Genomic DNA, 18,494 nt, shown 5'->3' with positions numbered 1-18,494 from the left:
TTGTGTATAAGAGACAGGCACGACGGCTGGGTTTATTGTGTGGAGAGTTTAAACTAGGCGTTGATACGCTGGATATGCGCACCCAAGCCCTGCAATTTATGCTCAATCCGCTCGTAACCGCGGTCGATATGATAAATACGATCAACGACGGTTGTGCCTTGCGCCACTAAACCCGCAATTACCAGACTGGCCGACGCCCGTAAATCGGTCGCCATCACCTGCGCCGCATTTAACGACGGGCTGTGCTGACACACCGCCGTATTACCCTCTAACCGAATGCGGGCGCCCATCCGTTGTAACTCAGGCACATGCATAAAGCGGTTTTCAAAGATAGTTTCAGTCACAACACCAACACCTTCTGCTACCACATTCAATACGGTGAACTGTGCCTGCATATCGGTCGGAAAGCCGGGATGGGGTACGGTTTTTACATCAACCGACAGCAATTGACGGCCTGTCATATTCAGGCGGATCCAATCTTCACCCGTTGTAACCTCGGCACCGGCTTCGCGCAGTTTTTCCAGCACGACTTCTAAATCGGCTGGCGCGGCGTTACGGCAGATAATATCGCCTTTGGTCACTGCTGCAGCAACCAGGAAAGTACCGGTTTCAATCCGGTCTGGCAGCACTTTGTGCGTACCACCATGTAATGCCGGTACGCCTTCAATCACTAAGGTGTCGGTACCAGCGCCACTGATTTTAGCACCATGGCTGTTCAGATAGACCGCCAGATCAACGACTTCCGGCTCACGTGCGGCGTTTTCGATAATGGTTTTACCGTCAGCCAACACCGCGGCCATCATCAGATTCTCGGTACCCGTTACGCTGACCATATCCATCACGATATGGGCGCCTTTCAGACGACTGGCGCGGGCTTTGATATAGCCGTTTTCTACCGAAATTTCTGCGCCCATTTTGCGCAGGCCATCGATATGTAAATTTACCGGCCGGGCACCAATGGCGCAACCACCCGGTAAGGACACTTCTGCTTGTCCAAAGCGGGTTAACAGCGGTCCAAGCGCCAGAATGGAGGCGCGCATGGTTTTCACCAGCTCGTAAGGTGCAAACTGATTAGTGATCTGGCTGGCGTCCACCTTTACCACATCGGCTTCGTGCGATACGGTGGCACCGAACAGCTGTAATAACTTCAGCGTAGTTTCAATATCTTTTAAACGCGGAACATTGCTAATCGTTGTTGGTTGTTCAGCGAGCAAGGCAGCAAATAAAATTGGCAGCGCAGCATTTTTGGCACCCGAAATAACCACCTCACCTTGCAGTGGGCCGTTGGCTGTAACTAGGAACTGTTGCATAAAAAGTCTCAGAGCGGTGGGTTTAACAATTTTTCTCTGCGCCATTGTTCTGGCGTAAAGGTTTTAATGCTGAGCGCATGGATACTGCCGTCGGCAATCGCCTGCATCAGCGGCGCGTACACCATTTGTTGCTGTTTAACCCGACTAACATCAGCAAAACAGCTGCCTACCGCTGTTACTGCGTAGTGGGAACCATCAGCATTTACATAAACTTCGGACAGCTGCAGCTGCTCTGTTAGCAGCTGCTCTATCTGTTGTAGATCCATAACTACACCTTAATCGATTATGGGCAAAATCGCAGTTACGGCACTCACATTGGCAAGGGATAAGAGCTGAGCCGGAACATGCTGGATTTCAATTTGCAAATTCATTGTTCTGGCTCGCGCTACTTGTTCGATCAGCCAGGCTAACCCGGCTGAGTCTACATTGGTTAGGGCGGAGAAATCAAAGGTTACCTTGCCAGAGAGCTTATTTAACAATGTAAAAGGTGAATACATCATTAACGTGTCCCGATTAAGCTCGCCTTTAAATTCCAACCGCTGTTGTTGCTGAGTTATGCTTAATGACACAACTTACTCCGATGCCCGGGCGGGATCCTGTTCAGGGATCTTAACTGGCTCTTTGGCTTTTTCCTGCAGCAACGCCGTTACCCGCTCCAACCCCTGTTGCCGGATCAGATTACTCAGCTCAGCACGCTTGCTATCGAGTAATGAAATACCTTCGGCGATCATATCAATCACCAGCCAGGTTTCCGCATTGCGTGGCCGGCGTAATTTAAAATCAATCACGATGTCAGGTTTGCCCGGATCAACAACGCGGGTTCTGATAGTAAAAATCGTTTGGTTACCCACCGGCTGCGACGGCTCAATAATCACCTTCTGCTCTTTGTAGTAGGTTAAAGCACCGGCATAAGAGCCGATCATATACTGCTCAAAAGCTTTGACGAAAGCATTAAAAGCTTCCGGATTCTGGCGGATATCAACCGCCCGGCCCACTACAGTGCCAGCCGCATAACGGCTATCGACGTAAGGCAATAGCTCTTCGACCACGATCACCCGCAGATGCTCTAAATCTTGCTGGATCAGTGGCTGGTCTGCTTTGATCCGGCTAAAGGTTTTATCCGCTACTGTCTCAATCAACTTGTAGGGATCGGTATAGGTTTCCGTAGCTTGCGCAGGTAATACCATGGTTGCAGCCAACAATAAGGCCGCACCGCATTTACGAATCAGATGTTTCATCAATTCCCCCGATTAAATAAAAACTGGCCAATCAGCTCTTCCAATACTATTGCAGAGCGGGTGTCTTCAATCATGTCGCCTTCCCGTAACATCTGTACCGTATCATCGACGAAGCCTGGCAGCAGGCCGACATATTGTTCCCCTAACAAACCTGAAGTCAGGATGGCAACCGAACTGGTCTCCGGAAAGTTATTGTATTCGGTGTTAATATCCAGCGTTACCACTGGGGTATAAGTCACGCGATCCAGCTCGATAGCACTGACCCGGCCAACAATAACGCCGCCGACTTTTACCGGTGAACGCACTTTCAAACCACCGATGTTGTCAAACTTGGCATACAACTTATAACTTTGTGACGCGCCACCGAAACCGGTATCCGCCACCCGAAGTGCCAGTAATAAAAAGGCAGCAAACGCCAAAACGATAAAGCCACCTACTAAGATTTCTAATTTACGCGTGGTCATTTTTTATCCACCAAACATTACAGCGGTTAATATAAAGTCAAAACCCAATACAGCCAGAGAGGCCGTGACAACCGTTTCTGTCGTCGCCCGGCTGATGCCTTCCGAAGTAGGAATAGCGTCGTAGCCTTTATGCAGGGCAATCCAAATCACCACCAAGGCAAAGACGACGCTTTTAATCACGCCGTTCATCACATCTTGATACAAATCGACATTTGCCTGCATCGCCGACCAATAACTTCCGGCATCAACACCCAGCCATTCCACCCCAACCAGGTGGCCACCCAGAATACCGACAGCATTAAAAATCAGCGCCAGTAATGGCATACAAATCACGCCAGCCCAAAAGCGCGGTGCAATAATCCGCCGCAATGGATCTACCGCCATCATTTCCATACTGGACAGCTGCTCGGTTGCTTTCATCAGGCCGATCTCTGCCGTCAAGGCGCTACCGGCACGGCCAGCAAACAGCAGCGCTGTTACCACCGGGCCCAGCTCACGCAGCAAGCTTAATGACACCAAGGGCCCCAACATGCCTTCGGCACCGAATTTTACCAGCACGTTATAGCCTTGGAGTGCTAAAACCATACCGATAAATAATCCCGAAACCAGAATAATCAGCAGGGATAACACACCCACGACATAAAGCTGTTTCACCAGTAGCGGAAAATTTTTCCGCAGGTTGGGTTTACCGATCAGCGCACCCGCCAGCATCAATCCGGCGCGGCCAAAACCACGTACCGAATTTATTGCCTGCTGACCGATCTGTTGTAATCTGTCAGCGATCACCTTGTCAGCTCCATTAATTCATCCTCATAAGCCGCCGCTTTATAATGGAACGGCACCGCCCCATCGGCTTCGCCGCGCAGGAACTGCTGTACCAGTGGCGATGGATCCTGTCTTAACTGTTCCGGCGTGCCCTGGCCAATGACCGTTTTATCGGCAACCACATAGACGTAATCTGCGATACTCATCACTTCGGTAACATCATGCGATACCACTACCGAGGTTAAGCCCAGGGCGTTATTCAACTCCCGGATCAGCCGGACAATCACCCCCATCGAAATAGGATCCTGACCGGCGAAAGGTTCGTCGTACATAATCAGCTCCGGATCCAGCGCAATCGCTCTGGCCAGGGCAGCACGTCTGGCCATACCACCTGACAACTCGGCTGGCATCAGATCCCTCGCACCACGTAAGCCGACCGCCTCAAGCTTCATCAGCACGATGCGCCGGATCAGCGATTCAGACAGCTTGGTGTGCTCACGCAACGGGAAGGCGACGTTGTCAAAAACGGTCATTTCCGTAAATAGCGCGCCGCTTTGAAACAGCATGCTCATCTTTTTCCGCGCCTGATACAGTTCAGCCCGCGACAGCGCCGGTATATTTTGCCCCTCGAACAAGATGTTGCCGCTGTCAGGCTTTAGCTGACCACCAATCAACTTCAACAGGGTCGTTTTACCAATACCGCTGGGCCCCATAATGGCAGTGAGCTTACCGCGCTGCACCTGCATATTCATATCGCGGTATATCTGCCGCTCACCACGCGAAAAACTCAGGTGCTGAATGTCAATTAATATGTCAGACAACTTTTTCCCCCAATCACCGGTTACTCACCGGCAGTCTGTCAGCTACCCAGGTCGCCATAATTACATACATTCATGTATGTTTTCAATCACTGCTGTCGCAACGTTGTATTATTGTAAACGGGATTGCAGTTAGAGTGGTTACAAAAATTCGTAACAAAGTATGCGTAAATTCGAAAACCAGCCGCTATGCCCATAACAGCGGAGGTTTTTTTGCATTTCACGGCAAGAAGCGGGAAAATACCTTTCTCGTTACACAGCCTTAAACCGGACACTATGATATCACCTTTGTTGTTAGCCATCATCTTTGTCGTCGTTGGCCTGGTGCTGCTGATTTGGAGCGCTGACCGTTTTGTGTTTGGCGCCTCATCAGTGGCACGTAACAGTGGTATTTCGCCGATGATTATCGGCCTGACTATTGTTGCCATGGGCTCCTCCGCGCCTGAAATGCTGGTCTCCGCTACGGCTGCCGCGCAAGGCCGCCTGGATACCTCCGTAGGTAATGCATTGGGTTCTAACATCACCAACATTTTGTTGGTGATCGGCGTCGCCGCTTTACTAAAACCGATCGCCGTGGCGTCTCTTACCCTAAAGCGGGAATTCCCGCTGCTGATTGTTTTTACGCTACTTGGCTATTATTTGATATCAGACCATAACTTAACGCGGGCTGAAGGTATGATACTGCTAGCTGCCTTTGTTGGTTTTATCGCGTTACTGGTTTATTTTGGCAAACATGCGACCCCTGATGACCCGCTGATCGCCGAATTGGAAGAAGAAGTCCCTGAAGCCACCTCAAATATCAAGGCCGCATTCTGGATTGTTGCCGGGCTGGTATTGCTACTTGCCAGCTCACAACTCTTGGTTCATGGTGCGGTAACTATTGCCCGCTATGCCGGAATGAGCGATCTGGTGATCGGCCTGACCATCATTGCGATTGGCACCAGCCTGCCCGAGTTAGCTGCCAGCGTGATTGGCATTTTGAAAGGTGAAGATGACTTAGCCCTTGGCAATATCATCGGCTCTAATGTATTTAATATACTGGCAGTGCTGGGTCTGGGCGCGGTCATTGGCCCGGGCAGTTTAGATTTAAATGCCGGCACCCGCGATAGCTACGTGATGATTGCCGCGACGCTGGCGATGTTAATTATGTCGGTGCGCCTGGGCAGTCAACAACGCATTAATCGCCTGGAAGGCGGCGTGTTACTATGCGGCTTTATCGGTTATCAATATTTATTATTTACCCAATTGGCATAAGAACAACACTATGGTTTTTGAAACGTTTCGTGCTCAAGCTTTACAGGTCTTAAGAATCGAAGCTGAAGCGGTAAGGCAGCTGGAACAGTATCTGAATGCGGATTTCGAACACGCCTGCCAGTTGATCCTGCAAGCCAAAGGCAAGGTGATCGTCAGCGGAATTGGCAAATCCGGGCATATTGCCAACAAAATTGCAGCGACCCTGGCCTCAACCGGTACACCCGCCTTCTTTGTGCACCCCGGTGAAGCCAGCCACGGCGATCTGGGCATGTTATCCGCCAACGACATCGTGATTGCCATTTCCAATTCCGGCGAGACCAGCGAAGTACTGACCATAGTGCCGGTGATCAAGCGTTTGGGTATTCCACTGATTGCCATGACCGGCAAACCTGAGTCGACGCTGGCGAAGCTGGCTGATGTGCATATTTGCGTAGCCGTGACTCAGGAAGCCTGCCCACTGGGATTAGCGCCCACCGCCAGTACAACAGCGACACTGGCGATGGGCGATGCGATAGCGGTGGCAGTGCTGGATGCCCGCGGGTTCTCTGCTGATGATTTTGCACTGTCACACCCTGGCGGTAGTTTGGGGCGTAAGCTACTGCTGAGATTAGAAGATTTGATGCATCAGGGAGACTTGGTGCCTATTGTCACCCGCCGGGCCACTATCAAGGACGCGCTGCTGGAAATCTCTAAAAAAGGCTTGGGGATGACGACCATTGTTAATAACGATGGCAGTCTGGCTGGCATCTTTACCGATGGCGATTTACGCCGCATTTTGGATCAACGGCTGGATATTCATACCACGCTAATTGAGCAAGTGATGACAGTCAACTGCATTACCGCCAAAGCCGATATGCTGGCAGCCGAAGCGCTGAATATTATGCAACAGAAAAAAATCAATGGCTTGGTGATTGTTGACGCCACCCGTAAACCCATCGGCGCGATGAATATGCATGACCTGCTAAAAGCGGGAGTTCTCTGACATGGATTTGTATCAGCAATTATACCAGCCACTTAGCGCTGAGCTTTTTAGCAAAGCCAGTCAAATCCGCTTGTTAATTTGTGATGTCGATGGCGTATTTTCCGATGGCCGGATTTACCTTGGTAATGCCGGTGAGGAACTGAAAGCCTTTCATACCCGGGATGGCTATGGTATCAAAGCCTTACGTCAGGCAGGCGTTGAGGTGGCGGTAATTACCGGCCGCCGCTCGGCCATTGTTGAACAGCGCATGCGGGCACTCACCGTACCCTATATCTATCAGGGGCAGGAGAATAAAACGGCAGCTTTTCAGGAATTATTACAGCTGCTGCAACTAAGCCCGGCGGCCGTTGCCTATATAGGTGATGATCTGGCGGATTGGGAAGTGATGCAACATTGCGGCCTGGCTGTCGCGGTAAGGGATGCTCATCCTTATTTGCAACGTCATGCTGATATGAAAACCAGCTTACCCGGTGGCTTTGGTGCAGTGCGCGAACTCTGTGATTTGTTGCTAATTGCCCAACAACGTTTTCTGCAATTTGACGGTAGCAGTACATGAGAAAATTTTTAGTGTTGGCAGTGAGTTTACTCGTGCTGTTGGCAGCCTACCTTTGGTTTGCTCCGCACCAGGACAATCTCGACCGGCAACCCGATCGTGAATTTATTCCCGATTATATTGCTGAAAACCTGACCTTGCGTATTTATGACAAGGAGGGCTATATTGCCGATCACTTACAGGCGCGCCGGCTCGAACATTTCGAGCAGTTAGGCTTCACCCAGTTTGAACAGCCGCGTTACACCCTGTTTAATGCCGAACATCGTGCTGCCTGGGAAATCAGCAGCAAAGATGGCATCTGGTTTCCACAGGATAAAATTATACTGGAGCAACAGGTATTGTTACGTAATCTGTTACCAGACGGCTTTATCGAACGGGTAGAAACCGCCTCGCTGCAACTATTGTTGCCGGAAAAAACCTTACAAACCCATGAACCAGTGCGTATTGTTGGCCCTGGTTTTTATATGAACGGCGTCGGTATGTTAGCTGATCTGTCAGCACAGCACATCCAGCTACAAAAGCATCTTGAAACGGTATATTTAAATGAAAACTAACCTGTTCGCCGCGCTATTGATACTGTTTAGCGCCAGCACCCTGGCGGCTAAACCTGATCATCAGTTGCCGATTTCGATTAACGCCGACAATACCCAGGCTTCTATTCGCGATAATACGGCGGTTTATGTTGATAATGTCGAAGTCAAGCAAGGCAGTTTGCTCATTAAGGCGGATCGTCTGGAAATTAATGCCAGTGCCGGTAAAGGCCAGGAAATCTTTATTTTCAGCGGCACCCCTGTAACCTATTCACAACTGCTAGACGGCGAACGTCCCGTCACTGCTCAGGCGAATGAAATTCGCTATGACATTGCCAGTCGTACCCTCACCTTAACGACCGACGCCGAGTTAACCCAAAGCGGCTCCTTGGTGCGGGGCGATATTATCCGTTACAACCTGGAGCGCCAGGAACTAACGGCCGGCAGCGAGCAAAACCGCCGCGTCACGACCATTTTTACGCCGGAAACCAAGGAAAATCCATGAAGTTAGTGGTAGCGCATCTGGCGAAAAGTTATAAAGGCCGCCAGGTAGTAAAAGATGTCAGTCTGGAAGTGAATGCCGGCCAGATCGTTGGCTTACTCGGTCCGAATGGCGCAGGTAAAACCACCACCTTTTATATGATTGTCGGCCTAGTCCCGTCCGATAAAGGGCAAATCACCCTCAATGATCAGGACATTACCTTCGCCCCTATTCATCAGCGCGCCAGAGCCGGTATCGGTTATTTACCGCAGGAGAGCTCGATTTTTCGCAAGCTAACGGTCTATGACAACCTGTTAGCGATACTGCAAACCCGCAAAGACCTGAGCAGCCAACAACGTGAAGACATTGCCGACGAACTGCTGGAAGAGTTTCATATTGGCCATATCAAGCACAGCTTAGGGATGGCCTTATCGGGTGGTGAGCGGCGCCGGGTTGAGATTGCCCGCGCCCTGGCCGCCAACCCGGCTTTTATTCTGCTGGATGAGCCCTTTGCCGGTGTTGACCCGATTTCCGTGTTAGATATCAAAAAGATTATCCAGCATCTGTGTCAGCGCGGGATCGGTGTCTTGATCACCGATCATAACGTCAGGGAAACCCTTGATGTCTGCGAAATTGCCTACATTGTCAGTCATGGCGAGTTAATTGCGGCTGGCTCGCCGCAAGACGTGCTGGCGAATCAACAGGTCCGCGATGTATACCTTGGTGAGCAATTCAGGCTATAGTAAGGGCGTCGGACAACAGTCATATATTCAGGAGAGAATCAGACTTACATGAAGCCGTCTTTACAACTGCGCCTAGGCCAACAGCTGACTATGACACCCCAGCTGCAGCAGGCGATCCGTTTACTACAGCTATCAACTATAGAACTACAGCAGGAAGTTCAGGAAGCTCTGGACGCTAACCCTTTGCTGGAAGGCGATGACGACTATAGCACTGAACATTCAGATACGGATCTGAGTCTGGCAAACCTGAACCGCGATACGCCGGCGACAGACAGTGCCAGCGATGATAACGACGACTTCACTGATTATACCGACCATTCAGAGCGCGACAGCAGCGAGGCAATGACCGAACAGAACATTCAGGACGATCTGCCGCTTGATAACAATTGGGATGATTTAGTCAGCGCTGCGCCGGTAACCAGTGGAGCCCTACCCGATGACGATATGGTTTATCAGGGAGAAACCACCGAGACCTTACAAGACTACTTACGCTGGCAAATGGAACTGACCCCCTTTTCTGCAACTGACCGCGCTATCGCCGAAATTATTATTGAAGCGGTGGATGAAACGGGTTTGCTCACTATCAGCTGCGAAGACATTCTCGAGTCTTTGCAGTTGCCCGATGTGGAAGCCGATGAAGTCGAGGCCGTATTAAAGCGGATCCAGCTATTCGACCCGGTTGGTGTCGCCGCACGCTCAGTGCAAGAGTGTTTGTTAGTGCAGTTGCGGCAGTTTGATCCTGCGACGCCCTACTTAAATGATGCAAAACAAATAATCAGCGAATATACCGACTTTTTAGCTAACCGGGACTTTCGTTCTCTGATGCGGGTGACTAAACTCAAAGAAGAAGAACTGAAGGAAGTGATGCGTTTGATCCACAGCTTAAACCCAAGACCGGGTGCGGATGTGATCAGGCAAGAGCAGCAGTACATTATTCCTGATGTTGTAGTGAGTAAAGTCAAAGGTCGCTGGCAGGTAGAATTGAACCCGGACGCTATGCCTAAGGTTAGGATTAATCAGCAATATGCGGCCTTATCCAGAACGGCACGTAACAGTGCGGATAGCCAGTTTATCCGCTCACATCTGCAGGAAGCGAAATGGTTTCTAAAAAGTTTAGAAAGCCGCAACGAAACCCTGTTAAAAGTGGCCAGCTGTATAGTGCAGCAGCAACAGGCTTTTTTTGAACACGGCGAAGAAGCCATGAAGCCAATGGTACTGAATGATGTGGCCGAGATGGTCAGTATGCATGAATCAACGATTTCCAGGGTGACAACCCAAAAGTATATGCATACACCGCGCGGAATTTTTGAACTTAAGTTCTTTTTCTCCAGTCATGTTAGTACAGAGAGTGGTGGTGAATGCTCCTCCACAGCAATTCGCGCTTTTATCAAAAAACTGGTGGCTGCGGAAAATCCCGCTAAGCCATTAAGTGATAGCAGGATGGCAGAAATTTTGTCTGATCAGGGTATTAACGTTGCGCGGCGTACCATCGCCAAGTACCGCGAATCCCTGTTTATCCCGCCATCCAATCAACGAAAGACCCTGCTGTAAGTGTCTTAACAAGAAGGAAGAGTCTATGCAAATCAACCTAACTGGCCGTCACGTAGAAATTACCGACTCTCTGAGAGAATATGTAGACAGTAAATTTGCTAAACTGGAGCGCCATTTTGAAAACATCAATAATGTGCACGTAGTCCTGAATGTCGAAAAGCTAAAACAAATTGCTGAAGCCAAAATCCATCTGAATGGTGGTGAAGTTTTTGCCGTCTCTGAAGACGAAAATATGTACGCCGCCATTGACCAGTTAATTGATAAGCTGGACAGGCAAGTGATCAAACATAAAGAAAAGTTGTCACGACACTAAGATGATTAATTTAAGCGCTATGTTAGCGGAGAACTGCACGAAAAGTGCAGTTCTTTTTAACAGTAAAAAACGAATCCTCGAATATATCGCCGAACTGGCCCACCAGCAAATACCCGAAATGTCTGAATACAGCATTCTGGAAGCGCTGATGACCCGCGAAAAGCTGGGCTCAACCGGTATTGGCGGCGGTATTGCGATCCCGCATGGTAAACTGGAGTGTGTGACTTCGCCCATTCTGGTGTTTGTTGTCAGTCAGGATCCTATCCCCTTCGATGCCATTGATAACCAGGGTGTTGATATTTTCTGCGCTATCCTGATCCCGAAAGATCAGTGTCAGGCACATTTAACCACGCTATCGGGCATTGCCAAACTGCTTAGCCAGAAAGAGCTAACCAAGAAAATCCGGCACGCCGGCTCAGATCAGCAACTGTACCAGTTATTGGTGGAATCCAGTCAGCTGGCAGGTGACAAATGAAATTACTGGTAGTCAGCGGCCGCTCAGGCTCAGGTAAATCCGTCGCATTACGGGTGATGGAAGATCTGGGCTACTACTGCGTAGATAATATTCCGGTGAATTTGCTGCCCACCCTGGCTAATGCGGTAATGGATCAGTATGAGCGGGTTGCAGTTAGCATCGATGTGCGCAATTTACCGACCGAGCCGGAAGAACTGGCAGAAATTCTGTCCTATTTACCGCGTAAACTCGAACTGACTATTCTATACCTGGATGCTGACCACACCACGCTGATTAAGCGTTTTAGTGAAACCCGGCGTCTACACCCACTTTCCCATCAAGCCATGTCGCTGGACGAAGCGATTTCGCGGGAACAGCAATTGCTGGATCCCATCTCCAGCCGCGCCGATCTGTATATTGATACCACCGAACTCAATATTCATCAGTTAGCGGAATTATTACGCGAACGGATCCTCGGCCAGAAAACCGGCCGGCTGGTGATGTTGTTTGAATCCTTTGGTTTTAAATACGGTATTCCGAAAGAGGCCGATTATGTCTTTGATGCCCGTTTCTTACCCAATCCGCATTGGGAACCGGCGCTAAAGCCGCTTACCGGCCTGGATCAACCGGTAAAAGATTATCTGGCTTCAGAACCAATAGTTGGTAAATACATCTGGCAAATTAATAGCTTTATCAGTAGCTGGTTACCACATCTCGAGCGCAACAATCGCAGTTATCTGACCATTGCCATTGGCTGCACCGGTGGCCAGCATCGTTCGGTTTATATCGCAGAATCTCTGGCAGAAAGTTACCGCAGCCAGCGCGAGGACGTGCAAATTCGCCATCGGGAGTTAACACGTCACCATGGCCGCTAAACTCAGCACACAGGTTACTATTATCAATCAACTCGGCCTGCATGCGCGGGCTGCGACTAAGCTGGTGCAGCTCTGTCAGCGCTATCAGGCGAAAGTCGAATTGGTGCAGGATGACGGTAAAACGGCAGACGCCGGCAGTGTGCTGGCGTTGCTGATGCTGGCAAGCAGTAAGGGCAAAACCCTGACGGTCACCACCGAGGGGGAAGACGCAGCAGCAGCCTTAAAGGCGGTAACAGAGCTGATTAACAGCGGCTTTGGCGAGTAGCCGCTGCCACTACTGCGTCATCTACCTTAGGGCAAATTCGACTTCAAATGCGAGCGGCTGCTGTTTTGTTGCTGGCCACGCTTTAATTCCTGCTCACCTGTCGTTTTCGGGATTGCCTTGATTTTGTGATGCAATGCCGTTTTTATCAACATATGAGCGCTAATCGGCGCGGTAATCAGCAGAAAAATCGTGATCAGCAGCTCATGCACACTAATAGTGCCCGGCGAGGTACTAAAATAAAACATCGAACCCAGCAAGATACCGCCCATACCCAGCGTGGTCGCTTTGGTCGGACCGTGCAAACGGGTAAAAAAGTCTGGCATCCGGGTTAAGCCGATAGAGCCAATCAATACAAAGGCGCCGCCTAATAATAAAAAGAAGGCTACGGCCCATTCCATCCAGTTTTGCATACCCTCTCCTTATTCGATGATGTCGCCGCGCAGTAAGAACTTGCAGACAGCAACCGTACTAACGAAACCGAGCATCGCAATTAACAGCGCCGCTTCAAAATACAGTGGCGAACCCATTAATAAGCCATACAGAATAATCAGGGCGATACTATTGATATACATGGTATCCAGGGCCAGGATCCGGTCCGGCAAACTCGGGCCCTTGATCAACCGCCATAGATTAAGCAATAAGGCGGTGCTGATCATGCCGAACACCAGAAAAATAACGTTTTCTAACATTGAAAGATCTCCTTCAGCGGCGCTTCGTAGCGCGACTTAATTTCGGCGATCAGGGCGGCTTCGTCGTCCAGATTCAATACGTGAATCAGCAGCCAGCGTTGTTTAACTTCGTCGCCTTCGGCTAACATTTCTTTGGTAGGATAAATATCAGCGCTAACCGTACCCGGTGTCATCGACACTGTACTGGCCAGAATGGTAATGGGTAACTCATGCTGCAGATCCAGGGGCACCCGCACAAAAGCTGGCTTTAGCTTTTTGGTTGGCCCCAGAATCAATACCGCGACCTGCGCATTGGCGGTAATAATATCCAGAAATACCCGCAGAATATAACGTAACGCCAGCCCCGGACGCTCTATCAGCGGCTGAGGATCGCGGAATTTGGCACTAAGCCAGGGGATCACCACCGCCAGGATCAACGCCGCCACCAGATGAAACGGCGCTAAGCTCTGGTTCAACAGTAGCCAGACACAGAACAGTAGCACACTACGGTAGGGTGTCGGTAACCAACTGTAACGGGGTTGTAATCTCATTTCGCACCTCCGGACAATTCAGCCTGCGGCAGAATAATCGAAATCGCCTGCTGCACATCCTGTAGGCTGACCGCGGCTGCGACACTTAATTCCGTCAACGGCCCGGCAAATACAACAAGCGCTGGGCTGGCTACCAGCAACAAGCTCACCGCGATAATTTGTAGCGGCGCCGCTTTATCGCCCCCCGCCTCAGAACCGCTAACCCGCCAGAACAGCGTGCTACCCGCCCGCGCCAGACCAATCAGTACCATCAGGCTACTGAGCAATACCACCGACCACAACAGTAATTGCTGCTCAGTGCTGACAACCGACTGCAGGATCATCAGTTTGCCAATAAAGCCGGATAATGGCGGCAAACCGGCCACGGACAGAGCAGCAACAAAGAATAAGGTACCCAGCAATACTGGCTGCGCCACCCGACGACCAGATACCAGACGATCGCCCGCCTTACCACGTTGCGTCGCAATCAGATCGGCTAACAGAAATAAGGCACCAGTGACCAGCGTCGAGTGCACTGTGTAGTACAACACTGCAGCAGTGGCGGCGGTATTTTGCATCGCGACCAGACAAACCAGAGTACCCACCGAAACGATAACTAAATTCGCCACCAGTTTGCGGAAATCCTGACTACCCAGCACACCGATAGCACCCAGTAGAATCGTCGCCAGACCGAACGCCCATAACCAATTCATACCCAAACCACTTAACGGGCCTGCGGTTTCACCGAAAATTGTGGTGTAAACCCGCAGTAGCGCATAAACCCCAATCTTGGTCATGACTGCAAACAGTGCGGCGACAGGTGGTGATGCCGCTGAGTAAGTCGCCGGCAACCAGAATTGCAATGGCAAAATTGCCGCCTTTAACGCAAACACTATCAGCAGTAAGGAGCCACCGGCCTGCACCAGTAGCAGATCCTCAGCGGGTAAGCTGGCAACCCGTAACGCCATATCCGCAATATTCAAGGTGCCGAGGCTGCCGTATAAAATGGCTAACGAGAACAAAAATACCGCTGAACCGGTCAGGTTTAAAATGACATAATGTACCGCCGCTTTAGTTTTGTTTTTGCCGCCGGCGTGAATTAATAAGCCGTACGAAGCGATCAGTAGAACTTCAAAGAATACAAAGAGGTTAAACAGATCGCCGGTTAAAAACGCACCGTTAATCCCCATCACCTGAAACTGAAACAACGGGTGAAAGAACGAGCCGCGCACATCTTCGCCGGCAGAGCCGTAACAGATAGCGGCTAACGCCAGAAAAGAGGTGAGACAAACCAGTACCACGCTTAGCGTATCAGCCACCAGAATAATGCCAAACGGTGGCTGCCAGTCGCCCAGCGCATAAAAGGTCAGCCCCTGTTGCTGGGTTTGCCAGAGCAACACTAATGCCAGCACAAATTGCAGTGCCATCGACACGATACTGACCAGCCGTCGCCGGTTCGGTACTGAATGCACCGGTGGCAACATAATCAGAATAGCCGTTAAGATTGGCAGCAATACCGGTGCAATAATCAAATGACTCATAGGCCGGCCTCCTTGCGACGCTGCTCGGCCTCGGGCAATTTGCCATCAACATGGTCATTACCCAAATCGGCACGGGCGCGAATGGCTAAAATAACCAGGTAGGCCGTCATCGCAAAACCAATCACTATCGCTGTTAACACCAACGCTTGCGGCAGGGGATCGGCGTATTCCTCAGACATCCCCAGCACCGCCGCGCCACGCAAGTTCAAGCGTCCGGATGCAAATAAAAACAGATTGACGGCATAAGACAGCATCGTCAGACCGACCACCACCGGAAAGGTGCGGCCGCGTAACATTAAAAAGACGCCGCAAGCTGTCAGAAAACCAATACAACAGGCTAATAGAGTTTCCATCAGATTGTCTCCTTATGCACCGGCCGGTGTGCCGTTGTCATCTTACCCAGACTCGACAGAATCAACAGTGTCGAGCCAACGACGGTTAAATACACGCCCAGGTCAAACGCCATCGCACTGGCCAGTTCAACTTCGCCAAGCAGCGGCACATCAAAGTAATCAAACCAGGACGTCAGGAACGGCCGGCCAAACAGGAAGCTGGCGAGGCCAGTAACCAGGGCGACCAGTAAACCAATGGCAACGACCCGCTGGTACTCGATATTGACTCTGGCCTTCATCCAGTCCACACCGTGGGCAATATATTGCAGAATCAACGCCACTGCAGTGATCAGACCGGCGATAAAGCCACCACCCGGTAAATTATGTCCGCGGAAGAAAATATATACCGAAACCATCAAGGCCAGTGGCAGTAAGCTTTGAGCAACAGTAGCTAACAGCATCGGATGCCGTTCGCGTGTCCAGGGCCGGCCATCACCATCACTGCTGGGTTTAAATAATGGGATACGGGTCAGTAATTTGAAGATACCCAGCGAGGCGATACCCAATACCGCAATTTCGCCAAAGGTATCAAAGCCCCGGAAGTCGACCAGAATCACATTCACCACATTAGTGCCACCACCACCGGTTTTGGCATTAGCCAGGAAGAAATCAGAAATGGAATTGAAGGGCCGGGTCATTACGGCATAGGCCCAGCTACCAATCACAATACCAACCAGGCTGGCAAGGCTGATATCGCGGATCACGCGTGACGGCTCTGACTGACTTGGCGTTTTATGCGGCAGGAAGAACAGTGCCAGCATCAGCAGGATCACTGTGACAACCTCAACGGATAATTGTGTTAGTGCCAGATCCGGTGCGGAGAAACGGGTAAAAGCAATCGACACCATTAAACCTACCACCGAAATCATTAACAGCGCCACCACCCGCTTGCGATGCCAGATCACCGTTGCCAGGGCACTGATCAGCAACAGCGCCGCACCGGTAGCATTGACAGCATCTATCGGTAATTCCTCACGGCCACCCGATAACACCGGCACCTGCAGCAACGGCAAGCCGGCCAGCACCACCACGGCTGAGAGCAACAACACCATATAACGCTGTAAAGAGCCATTATCTAACCAGTTATAAAAGCGTTCACAAGAGCGGCCTAGCCTTTTCATCAGTTGTTCAAAGCTGTTGAGCGGATCAACACCCGGTAAACTGTTTTGAAAATCGAACAGCTTTTTCCGCTTCGAGTAAATCAGCAAGCCCATCGCAATGGCGATCACGCTCATCAGCAGTGGCAGATTAAAGCCATGCCATAGCGCCAGGCTGTAGTAAGGTACTTCGGTAGTCCCCAACACGGCAGCGGCGGCACTTGCTAACAAGGAACCAACCATTAACACTGGCAAGATCCCGATCAGCACGCAGAGCGCAACCAGAATTTCTACCGGTAAGCGCATCAGGTGCGGCGGCTCATGTGGGGTTTTCGGTAAGCCTTTCGGTTCACCATTAAAGAACACGTCGTGGATCAACCGCAGTGAATAGGCGACCGAGAAAATCGCGGCAATAGTCGCCAGTACCGGAATTAACCAGGAAATCGCGCCCAGTAAATGTTGGTTCAGCGTTTCAGCCAGGAACATCTCTTTTGACAGGAAACCGTTAAGCAGTGGTATACCGGCCATCGAGGCAGAGGCTATCATCACCAAGACCCCGGTTACCGGCATATACTTCCATAAGCCATTTATCCGCCGCATATCACGTGAACCGGTTTCATGGTCAATAATACCTGCCGCCATAAACAGCGAGGCTTTAAAAGTGGCATGGTTGATAATGTGGAAGATCCCAACCACTGCCGCCAGTTCAGTGCCCATGCCAAACAACAGGGTAATAAGCCCGAGGTGACTAATAGTCGAGTACGCCAGCAGCGCTTTTAAATCATGTTTAAACAGTGCCAGGTAAGCACCCACCAGTAAGGTGGCCAGGCCGGTCAGACTCACCAGAATAATCCACAAATCTGACCCGGCGAGTGCCGGATAAAACCGTGCTAATAAAAAGATACCCGCCTTTACCATGGTTGCCGAGTGCAAGTAAGCACTTACCGGTGTCGGCGCCGCCATGGCGTTGGGTAACCAGAAATGAAACGGAAACTGCGCCGACTTGGTGAAACAACCCAGTAAAAACAGCACCAAAAATACCGGATACCAGCTATGCGCTAACAGTACATCACCGCTGGCCAGAATGACATCTAAGTCATAGCTGCCAACAATACGGCCGATAATCAACAACGCCGCCAGTAAGCACAGGCCTCCGGCGCCGGTAATCGTTAAGGCCATCCGTGCACCGCGCCGGGCTTCAGATTTGTGCCACCAGAAACTGATCAGCAGGAATGAGCTGATACTGGTTAGCTCCCAGAACAGCCAGAGTTGTAAGACGTTATTTGACAGCACTATGCCCAGCATCGCGGTCATAAACAACATTAAAAAGGTATAGAAGCGCCCCATCGAATCCCGGGCCGACAAATAATAGCGGGCGTACAGAATAATCAGCAAACCAATGCCGAGAATCAACAACGCGAATAAATACGCCAGGCCATCCAGTCTGAGCGCGATATCCAACCCCAACAGCGGGACCCAGGCCAGGCTATAGCGCAAGTTTTCAGCAGCAAATACCGCTTGAGTTTGAGAGATGAGTAGCAGAAAGGCCACCACTACCGGTAAGGCGGTCAACAGTGCACAGGCACTGCGCGACCATTTTGCCGTCAGCACGGGCACAAGGGTTCCCAGCATGGGTAACAACAGGATCCACAGCAGTGTCATAATGATCT

Annotated in this window: 24 protein-coding genes; 11 read left to right on the top strand and 13 right to left on the bottom strand. The window is 50.6% G+C overall.

Features of this window, described 5'->3' with window-relative positions; genetic code table 11:
- Positions 1 to 53 precede the first annotated feature (53 nt).
- The 7 genes from murA to mlaF form a co-directional block, all read right to left on the bottom strand.
- Positions 54 to 1,310: a UDP-N-acetylglucosamine 1-carboxyvinyltransferase gene (gene murA / locus AAY72_RS07155; protein ID WP_057786383.1), complete on the bottom strand. Its 1,257-nt coding sequence runs from the start codon at positions 1,308 to 1,310 to the stop codon at positions 54 to 56.
- Positions 1,311 to 1,318: 8 nt separating this feature from the next.
- Positions 1,319 to 1,576: a BolA family protein gene (locus AAY72_RS07150; protein ID WP_057786381.1), complete on the bottom strand. Its 258-nt coding sequence runs from the start codon at positions 1,574 to 1,576 to the stop codon at positions 1,319 to 1,321.
- A gap of 9 nt (positions 1,577 to 1,585) precedes the next feature.
- Positions 1,586 to 1,810 carry a lipid asymmetry maintenance protein MlaB gene (locus tag AAY72_RS07145; RefSeq protein WP_231728920.1) on the bottom strand — a complete coding sequence of 75 codons (225 nt, stop codon included), beginning with the start codon at positions 1,808 to 1,810 and terminating at the stop codon, positions 1,586 to 1,588.
- Positions 1,811 to 1,882: 72 nt separating this feature from the next.
- Positions 1,883 to 2,548 carry a phospholipid-binding protein MlaC gene (locus tag AAY72_RS07140; RefSeq protein ID WP_057786379.1) on the bottom strand — a complete coding sequence of 222 codons (666 nt, stop codon included), beginning with the start codon at positions 2,546 to 2,548 and terminating at the stop codon, positions 1,883 to 1,885.
- A complete protein-coding gene (gene mlaD, locus AAY72_RS07135; RefSeq protein ID WP_008984619.1) occupies positions 2,548 to 3,012 on the bottom strand; it encodes an outer membrane lipid asymmetry maintenance protein MlaD in 465 nt (154 codons plus the stop codon). Before mlaD ends, AAY72_RS07140 begins: the two co-directional genes overlap by 1 nt.
- Positions 3,013 to 3,015: 3 nt before the next feature.
- The gene (gene mlaE / locus AAY72_RS07130) at positions 3,016 to 3,798 is read right to left on the bottom strand and encodes a lipid asymmetry maintenance ABC transporter permease subunit MlaE (protein WP_008984620.1); all 783 of its coding nucleotides are present in this window, start codon (positions 3,796 to 3,798) and stop codon (positions 3,016 to 3,018) included.
- Positions 3,795 to 4,598 (bottom strand): phospholipid ABC transporter ATP-binding protein MlaF, encoded by an 804-nt coding sequence (gene mlaF, locus AAY72_RS07125; protein ID WP_008984621.1) that lies wholly within the window; start codon positions 4,596 to 4,598, stop codon positions 3,795 to 3,797. Before mlaF ends, mlaE begins: the two co-directional genes overlap by 4 nt.
- A gap of 273 nt (positions 4,599 to 4,871) precedes the next feature.
- On the opposite strand from mlaF, the gene AAY72_RS07120 reads away from it, so the two are divergent.
- The 11 genes from AAY72_RS07120 to AAY72_RS07070 are packed head-to-tail and all read left to right on the top strand — an operon-like array spanning position 4,872 to position 12,596.
- Complete coding sequence (locus AAY72_RS07120) at positions 4,872 to 5,849, top strand: calcium/sodium antiporter (RefSeq protein ID WP_082628957.1); 978 nt, start codon at positions 4,872 to 4,874, stop codon at positions 5,847 to 5,849.
- Positions 5,850 to 5,859: 10 nt separating this feature from the next.
- Positions 5,860 to 6,831 carry a KpsF/GutQ family sugar-phosphate isomerase gene (locus tag AAY72_RS07115; protein WP_057786377.1) on the top strand — a complete coding sequence of 324 codons (972 nt, stop codon included), beginning with the start codon at positions 5,860 to 5,862 and terminating at the stop codon, positions 6,829 to 6,831.
- Between the two features lies 1 nt (position 6,832).
- Entirely contained in the window at positions 6,833 to 7,387 is a 555-nt protein-coding gene (kdsC, locus tag AAY72_RS07110) for a 3-deoxy-manno-octulosonate-8-phosphatase KdsC (protein ID WP_008984624.1), read from the top strand.
- The gene (lptC, locus tag AAY72_RS07105; RefSeq protein WP_008984625.1) at positions 7,384 to 7,938 is read left to right on the top strand and encodes an LPS export ABC transporter periplasmic protein LptC; all 555 of its coding nucleotides are present in this window, start codon (positions 7,384 to 7,386) and stop codon (positions 7,936 to 7,938) included. The genes kdsC and lptC overlap by 4 nt, the downstream gene beginning before the upstream one ends.
- Positions 7,928 to 8,419: a lipopolysaccharide transport periplasmic protein LptA gene (gene lptA, locus AAY72_RS07100; RefSeq protein ID WP_057786375.1), complete on the top strand. Its 492-nt coding sequence runs from the start codon at positions 7,928 to 7,930 to the stop codon at positions 8,417 to 8,419. Before lptC ends, lptA begins: the two co-directional genes overlap by 11 nt.
- Entirely contained in the window at positions 8,416 to 9,138 is a 723-nt protein-coding gene (gene lptB / locus AAY72_RS07095) for an LPS export ABC transporter ATP-binding protein (RefSeq protein ID WP_008984627.1), read from the top strand. Before lptA ends, lptB begins: the two co-directional genes overlap by 4 nt.
- 48 nt (positions 9,139 to 9,186) lie before the next feature.
- On the top strand, positions 9,187 to 10,689 hold the full coding sequence (locus AAY72_RS07090) for an RNA polymerase factor sigma-54 (protein WP_008984628.1): 1,503 nt from the start codon (positions 9,187 to 9,189) through the stop codon (positions 10,687 to 10,689).
- Positions 10,690 to 10,714: 25 nt separating this feature from the next.
- Positions 10,715 to 11,002: a ribosome hibernation promoting factor gene (hpf, locus tag AAY72_RS07085; protein ID WP_008984629.1), complete on the top strand. Its 288-nt coding sequence runs from the start codon at positions 10,715 to 10,717 to the stop codon at positions 11,000 to 11,002.
- A gap of 1 nt (position 11,003) precedes the next feature.
- Entirely contained in the window at positions 11,004 to 11,477 is a 474-nt protein-coding gene (ptsN, locus tag AAY72_RS07080) for a PTS IIA-like nitrogen regulatory protein PtsN (RefSeq protein WP_008984630.1), read from the top strand.
- Positions 11,474 to 12,331, top strand: a complete 858-nt coding sequence (rapZ, locus tag AAY72_RS07075; RefSeq protein WP_008984631.1) for an RNase adapter RapZ — start codon at positions 11,474 to 11,476, stop codon at positions 12,329 to 12,331. The genes ptsN and rapZ overlap by 4 nt, the downstream gene beginning before the upstream one ends.
- A complete protein-coding gene (locus AAY72_RS07070) occupies positions 12,321 to 12,596 on the top strand; it encodes an HPr family phosphocarrier protein (protein WP_057786373.1) in 276 nt (91 codons plus the stop codon). Before rapZ ends, AAY72_RS07070 begins: the two co-directional genes overlap by 11 nt.
- 26 nt (positions 12,597 to 12,622) lie before the next feature.
- On the opposite strand, the gene AAY72_RS07065 is transcribed toward AAY72_RS07070, so the two are convergent.
- From AAY72_RS07065 to AAY72_RS07040, 6 genes are read right to left on the bottom strand one after another with little or no spacing between them, the layout of a single operon-like run.
- Complete coding sequence (locus AAY72_RS07065) at positions 12,623 to 13,006, bottom strand: Na+/H+ antiporter subunit G (protein WP_008984633.1); 384 nt, start codon at positions 13,004 to 13,006, stop codon at positions 12,623 to 12,625.
- Between the two features lie 9 nt (positions 13,007 to 13,015).
- On the bottom strand, positions 13,016 to 13,285 hold the full coding sequence (locus AAY72_RS07060; RefSeq protein WP_008984634.1) for a K+/H+ antiporter subunit F: 270 nt from the start codon (positions 13,283 to 13,285) through the stop codon (positions 13,016 to 13,018).
- Entirely contained in the window at positions 13,279 to 13,815 is a 537-nt protein-coding gene (locus tag AAY72_RS07055; protein WP_057786371.1) for a Na+/H+ antiporter subunit E, read from the bottom strand. Before AAY72_RS07055 ends, AAY72_RS07060 begins: the two co-directional genes overlap by 7 nt.
- Positions 13,812 to 15,335 carry a monovalent cation/H+ antiporter subunit D gene (locus tag AAY72_RS07050; protein WP_057786369.1) on the bottom strand — a complete coding sequence of 508 codons (1,524 nt, stop codon included), beginning with the start codon at positions 15,333 to 15,335 and terminating at the stop codon, positions 13,812 to 13,814. Before AAY72_RS07050 ends, AAY72_RS07055 begins: the two co-directional genes overlap by 4 nt.
- Positions 15,332 to 15,688 (bottom strand): Na+/H+ antiporter subunit C, encoded by a 357-nt coding sequence (locus AAY72_RS07045; protein ID WP_008984637.1) that lies wholly within the window; start codon positions 15,686 to 15,688, stop codon positions 15,332 to 15,334. Before AAY72_RS07045 ends, AAY72_RS07050 begins: the two co-directional genes overlap by 4 nt.
- The gene (locus AAY72_RS07040; protein WP_057786368.1) at positions 15,688 to 18,486 is read right to left on the bottom strand and encodes a monovalent cation/H+ antiporter subunit A; all 2,799 of its coding nucleotides are present in this window, start codon (positions 18,484 to 18,486) and stop codon (positions 15,688 to 15,690) included. Before AAY72_RS07040 ends, AAY72_RS07045 begins: the two co-directional genes overlap by 1 nt.
- Between the last annotated feature and the right edge of the window lie 8 nt (positions 18,487 to 18,494).

The sequence above is a fragment of the Alishewanella sp. WH16-1 genome (genome assembly GCF_001441695.1).
Taxonomy (GTDB): domain Bacteria; phylum Pseudomonadota; class Gammaproteobacteria; order Enterobacterales; family Alteromonadaceae; genus Alishewanella; species Alishewanella agri.
This window is presented reverse-complemented; position numbering and strand designations above follow the sequence as displayed.

Bases quoted from the DNA above. Each gene is read 5' to 3' on its own strand.
- AAY72_RS07120 (WP_082628957.1), top strand. From the start codon at position 4,872: ATGATATCACCTTTGTTGTTAGCCATCATCTTTGTCGTCGTTGGCCTG.
- lptB (WP_008984627.1), top strand. From the start codon at position 8,416: ATGAAGTTAGTGGTAGCGCATCTGGCGAAAAGTTATAAAGGCCGCCAG.
- kdsC (WP_008984624.1), top strand. From the start codon at position 6,833: ATGGATTTGTATCAGCAATTATACCAGCCACTTAGCGCTGAGCTTTTT.
- AAY72_RS07145 (WP_231728920.1), bottom strand. From the start codon at position 1,810: ATGATGTATTCACCTTTTACATTGTTAAATAAGCTCTCTGGCAAGGTA.
- murA (WP_057786383.1), bottom strand. From the start codon at position 1,310: ATGCAACAGTTCCTAGTTACAGCCAACGGCCCACTGCAAGGTGAGGTG.
- AAY72_RS07060 (WP_008984634.1), bottom strand. From the start codon at position 13,285: ATGTTAGAAAACGTTATTTTTCTGGTGTTCGGCATGATCAGCACCGCC.
- mlaD (WP_008984619.1), bottom strand. From the start codon at position 3,012: ATGACCACGCGTAAATTAGAAATCTTAGTAGGTGGCTTTATCGTTTTG.
- lptA (WP_057786375.1), top strand. From the start codon at position 7,928: ATGAAAACTAACCTGTTCGCCGCGCTATTGATACTGTTTAGCGCCAGC.
- hpf (WP_008984629.1), top strand. From the start codon at position 10,715: ATGCAAATCAACCTAACTGGCCGTCACGTAGAAATTACCGACTCTCTG.
- lptC (WP_008984625.1), top strand. From the start codon at position 7,384: ATGAGAAAATTTTTAGTGTTGGCAGTGAGTTTACTCGTGCTGTTGGCA.
- AAY72_RS07090 (WP_008984628.1), top strand. From the start codon at position 9,187: ATGAAGCCGTCTTTACAACTGCGCCTAGGCCAACAGCTGACTATGACA.
- AAY72_RS07070 (WP_057786373.1), top strand. From the start codon at position 12,321: ATGGCCGCTAAACTCAGCACACAGGTTACTATTATCAATCAACTCGGC.
- AAY72_RS07115 (WP_057786377.1), top strand. From the start codon at position 5,860: ATGGTTTTTGAAACGTTTCGTGCTCAAGCTTTACAGGTCTTAAGAATC.
- AAY72_RS07040 (WP_057786368.1), bottom strand. From the start codon at position 18,486: ATGACACTGCTGTGGATCCTGTTGTTACCCATGCTGGGAACCCTTGTG.
- AAY72_RS07065 (WP_008984633.1), bottom strand. From the start codon at position 13,006: ATGCAAAACTGGATGGAATGGGCCGTAGCCTTCTTTTTATTATTAGGC.
- ptsN (WP_008984630.1), top strand. From the start codon at position 11,004: ATGATTAATTTAAGCGCTATGTTAGCGGAGAACTGCACGAAAAGTGCA.
- AAY72_RS07045 (WP_008984637.1), bottom strand. From the start codon at position 15,688: ATGGAAACTCTATTAGCCTGTTGTATTGGTTTTCTGACAGCTTGCGGC.
- AAY72_RS07050 (WP_057786369.1), bottom strand. From the start codon at position 15,335: ATGAGTCATTTGATTATTGCACCGGTATTGCTGCCAATCTTAACGGCT.
- AAY72_RS07140 (WP_057786379.1), bottom strand. From the start codon at position 2,548: ATGAAACATCTGATTCGTAAATGCGGTGCGGCCTTATTGTTGGCTGCA.
- AAY72_RS07055 (WP_057786371.1), bottom strand. From the start codon at position 13,815: ATGAGATTACAACCCCGTTACAGTTGGTTACCGACACCCTACCGTAGT.
- AAY72_RS07150 (WP_057786381.1), bottom strand. From the start codon at position 1,576: ATGGATCTACAACAGATAGAGCAGCTGCTAACAGAGCAGCTGCAGCTG.
- rapZ (WP_008984631.1), top strand. From the start codon at position 11,474: ATGAAATTACTGGTAGTCAGCGGCCGCTCAGGCTCAGGTAAATCCGTC.